The 3,378-nt window shown below is 64.1% G+C and carries 3 protein-coding genes and 1 pseudogene; all 4 read left to right on the top strand.

Features of this window, described 5'->3' with window-relative positions; all coding sequences use genetic code 11:
- Positions 1-236, top strand: a pseudogene (locus JHD07_RS32525) (sugar ABC transporter permease); the annotation flags it as partial.
- Entirely contained in the window at positions 236-1,147 is a 912-nt protein-coding gene (locus JHD07_RS32520; protein WP_025036339.1) for a carbohydrate ABC transporter permease, read from the top strand. The pseudogene JHD07_RS32525 and the gene JHD07_RS32520, both read left to right, overlap by 1 nt.
- 20 nt (positions 1,148-1,167) lie before the next feature.
- Complete coding sequence (gene ugpC / locus JHD07_RS32515; protein WP_291629581.1) at positions 1,168-2,268, top strand: sn-glycerol-3-phosphate ABC transporter ATP-binding protein UgpC; 1,101 nt, start codon at positions 1,168-1,170, stop codon at positions 2,266-2,268.
- A 36-nt stretch (positions 2,269-2,304) separates the two neighbouring features.
- The gene (locus tag JHD07_RS32510) at positions 2,305-3,294 is read left to right on the top strand and encodes a hydroxyacid dehydrogenase (RefSeq protein WP_291629579.1); all 990 of its coding nucleotides are present in this window, start codon (positions 2,305-2,307) and stop codon (positions 3,292-3,294) included.
- The last annotated feature ends 84 nt before the right edge of the window (positions 3,295-3,378 follow it).

Genomic DNA, 3,378 nt, shown 5'->3' with positions numbered 1-3,378 from the left:
TCACGACACTGTTCTCGCTGATCGTCACCTTCGCCAATTTCGACATCGTGCGTATCCTGACCGCCGGCGGCCCGCTCGACCACACCCACATCTTCGCCACCTGGGCGTTCAGAATCGGCATCGAAGGAAGCGACATTCCACTCGGTGCCAGCGTCTCCCTGTTCATGGTGCCAATCCTGGCGGTCGCAGCGATCTTCATCCTGCGGGACGTCAACAAGCGCGGGAATGAAGCCTGATGAGCTCAGTCACGATCGACAAGGCCGCGCCGACACGCACGGTCAAGTACGGCAGCATGAGCCGCGACCGCAAATGGGCGCTGCGATGGTCGTATTTCTTCCTGACGCTGTTTGCGATCTTCTCGCTGCTGCCGCCCATCTACATGCTGATCACCTCGCTCAAGAGCAGCGCGGAGATCTCGGCGGCGACCAATCCCTGGTGGGTGTTTCACCCCACTCTCGAGAACTATGTCGGCCTGCTGACGTCGAACCAGTTCCTGCGGTTCTTCTGGAATTCGGCGCTGGTCTCGATCTTCGTGGTCACCATCACCATGCTGATCAGCGTGCCCGCGGCGTTCGCCCTCGCCCGGATGCGGTTCTGGGGCTCGGCCACGCTGGCGACCGGCGTGTTCCTGACCTACCTCATTCCGGACAGCCTGCTGTTCATTCCGTTGTTCAAGGTGTTCGCCCTGTTCGGCGACTGGACCGGCATCCAGCTCATCAACCGCTGGTATGTGCTGCTCTTCATCTATCCAACGCTGACGGTCCCGTTCTGCACCTGGATCATGATCGGCTATTTCGCCTCGATCCCCAAGGAGCTTGACGAAGCCGCCATCATCGACGGCGCGTCCTGGTTCCAGACCCTGACGCGGATCTTCATTCCGGTCGCGCTGCCGGGGCTGATCGCCGCGACCATCTTCGCCTTCACCGTGTCCTGGGCGCAATTCCTCTATCCGCTGGTGTTCACGACCTCCACGGATCAGCTCGTTCTGCCCGTCGGCATCATCACCACGCTGATCAAGGGCGACGTGTTCAACTGGGGGCAGATCATGACCGGCGCGCTGCTCGGCGCCGCACCGCCGCTGATCATCTACGCCTTCCTGATGGACTACTACATTGCCGGCCTCACCGCCGGTGCGACAAAGGGTTGAAAGCGAGGGGTTGAACTGAAATGGCCGACGTTTCCTTGCGTAAGGTGGTCAAGCGTTACGACGATGTCGAAGCCGTGCGCGGCATCGACCTCGACATTGCCGATCACGAGTTCATCGTGCTGGTCGGCCCCTCCGGCTGCGGCAAGTCGACCACGCTGCGGATGATCGCGGGCCTCGAGGACATCAGCGACGGCGACATCATGATCGGCGGCGACGTCGTCAACGACGTGCCGCCGAAGGACCGCGACATCGCCATGGTGTTCCAGAACTACGCGCTCTACCCGCACATGACGGTCGCGGAGAACATGTCGTTCGGACTGCGCCTGAAGCACTATCCCAAGGCAGAGATCAAGGCGCGGGTGACGGAAGCCGCCCGTCTCCTCGACATCACCGACCTGATCGACCGCAAGCCGAAGCAGCTGTCCGGCGGCCAGCGTCAGCGCGTCGCGATGGGACGGGCCATCGTGCGCAATCCGAAAGTCTTCCTGTTCGACGAGCCGCTGTCCAATCTCGACGCGAAACTCCGCGTGCAGATGCGGATCGAGATCAAGAAGGTGCACCAGAAGGTGCGCACCACGACCGTCTACGTCACCCACGACCAGGTCGAGGCGATGACGTTGGCCGACCGCGTCGTGGTGATGAACAAGGGGCGCATCGAGCAGATCGGCACGCCGAACGAGCTCTACCACAAGCCGGCGACCCGCTTCGTCGCGGGCTTCATCGGCTCGCCGGCGATGAACTTCATCCCGTGCCGTCTCGAGGATGCCGGCGGCACGCTCCAGATCCGTCTCGCCGACCGCCTTGCCTTCCCGCTGCCGCCGGCCCGTGCCGCGCGCTATAATGCGCTGCCGCGCACCGAGAAGCTGCTGCTCGGCCTGCGGCCCGAGCATCTCACCGAGGCGCACGCGCATCTGGAGCCGGGCGTCGAGACTTTCGACACCGTGCTCGAGGTCACCGAGCCGATGGGAATGGAGACGCTGGTTTATTTCGGGCTCGAGGGCACCCCGGTCTGCGGCCGCGTCAATCCCAATGCCGGCGCCAAGGATGGGGCACCCATGCGCCTGGCGATGGACCTCAACAACATGCACCTGCTAAATGAAGAGACCGGCGTCGTGTTGTGACGCCATCTCAACAAGCGTAAGGCAGGCAGGGGAGCGATGGCGACCAACAAGAAGAAGATTTTCGTTACACAAACCTTGTCGCAAGGGGCACGCGCCCTCCTCACCCAGCGGGACGATATCGAGCTCGTCGAGTTTGCGAACCTGATCTCGGCGAAGGACTTCGAGGCGTTGTTGAAGAGCCATGCCCCCGTCCACGGCGTGGCCCTCGGCGCCACCGCCTTCGGAGAGACCGAGCTCGAAGCCGCCGGGGACATGAAGGTGGTCACCCGCATCGGCGTCGGCTACGACGCCGTCGACGTGCCCGCCCTCTCCCGCCGCAAGGTGCCGTTGATGGTCGCCGGCAGCGCCAATTCGCCCTCGGTCGCGGAAGCTGCGCTGTTCATGATGCTGACGCTGGCCAAGCGTGCGCAGGAATTGCACTCCTGCGTCAAGGACGGCAAATGGGCCGACCGCCTCGGCATGCTGCCGTTCGACCTCTACGGCAAGACCGTGCTGATCGTCGGCTTCGGCCGCATCGGCAGCCGCACCGCCAAGCGCTGTTTGGCGTTCGAGATGAAGGTGCAGGTCTACGACCCCTACAAGGACGCCGCCGACATCAAGGCCGCCGGCTGCGAGCCCGCCACCGACCTCGACGCCGCGCTCGCGGGCGCCGACTTCGTCACCATCCATTGCCCGAAGACGCCGGAGACCGTCGGCCTGTTCGATGCCGACAGGATCGGCCGGATGAAACCGAGCTCCTACCTCATCAACACCGCGCGCGGCGGCATCGTGAAGGAAGCGGCGCTGTACGACGCCCTGGTCTCCGGCAAGCTCGCCGGAGCCGGCATCGACGTGTTCGAGGTCGAGCCGCCGCCGGTCAGCAACGCGCTGTTTGCGCTGCCCAACGTCATCATCGCCCCGCACGTTGCCGGCGTCACGGTCGAGGCGGTCCAGCGCAAGAGCGAGCAGACCGCGCGCAACATTCTCAGTGTGCTCGACGGCGATCCCATCCGGCAGAACGTCATCAACCAGGACGTGCTCAGCTGAGCGAGCGTTGGGCGGGCGGCCCATCCCGCCCGCCTCCAGGACGCCAGAAAGCGTCCCATTTTGGTGCAGATCGGGCCCCAACTC

The sequence above is a fragment of the Bradyrhizobium sp. genome (assembly GCF_016462955.1).
In the GTDB taxonomy this organism is placed as follows: domain Bacteria; phylum Pseudomonadota; class Alphaproteobacteria; order Rhizobiales; family Xanthobacteraceae; genus Bradyrhizobium.
Note: the sequence above shows the minus strand (reverse complement) of the source record. Positions and strands in the feature narration are given on the sequence as shown.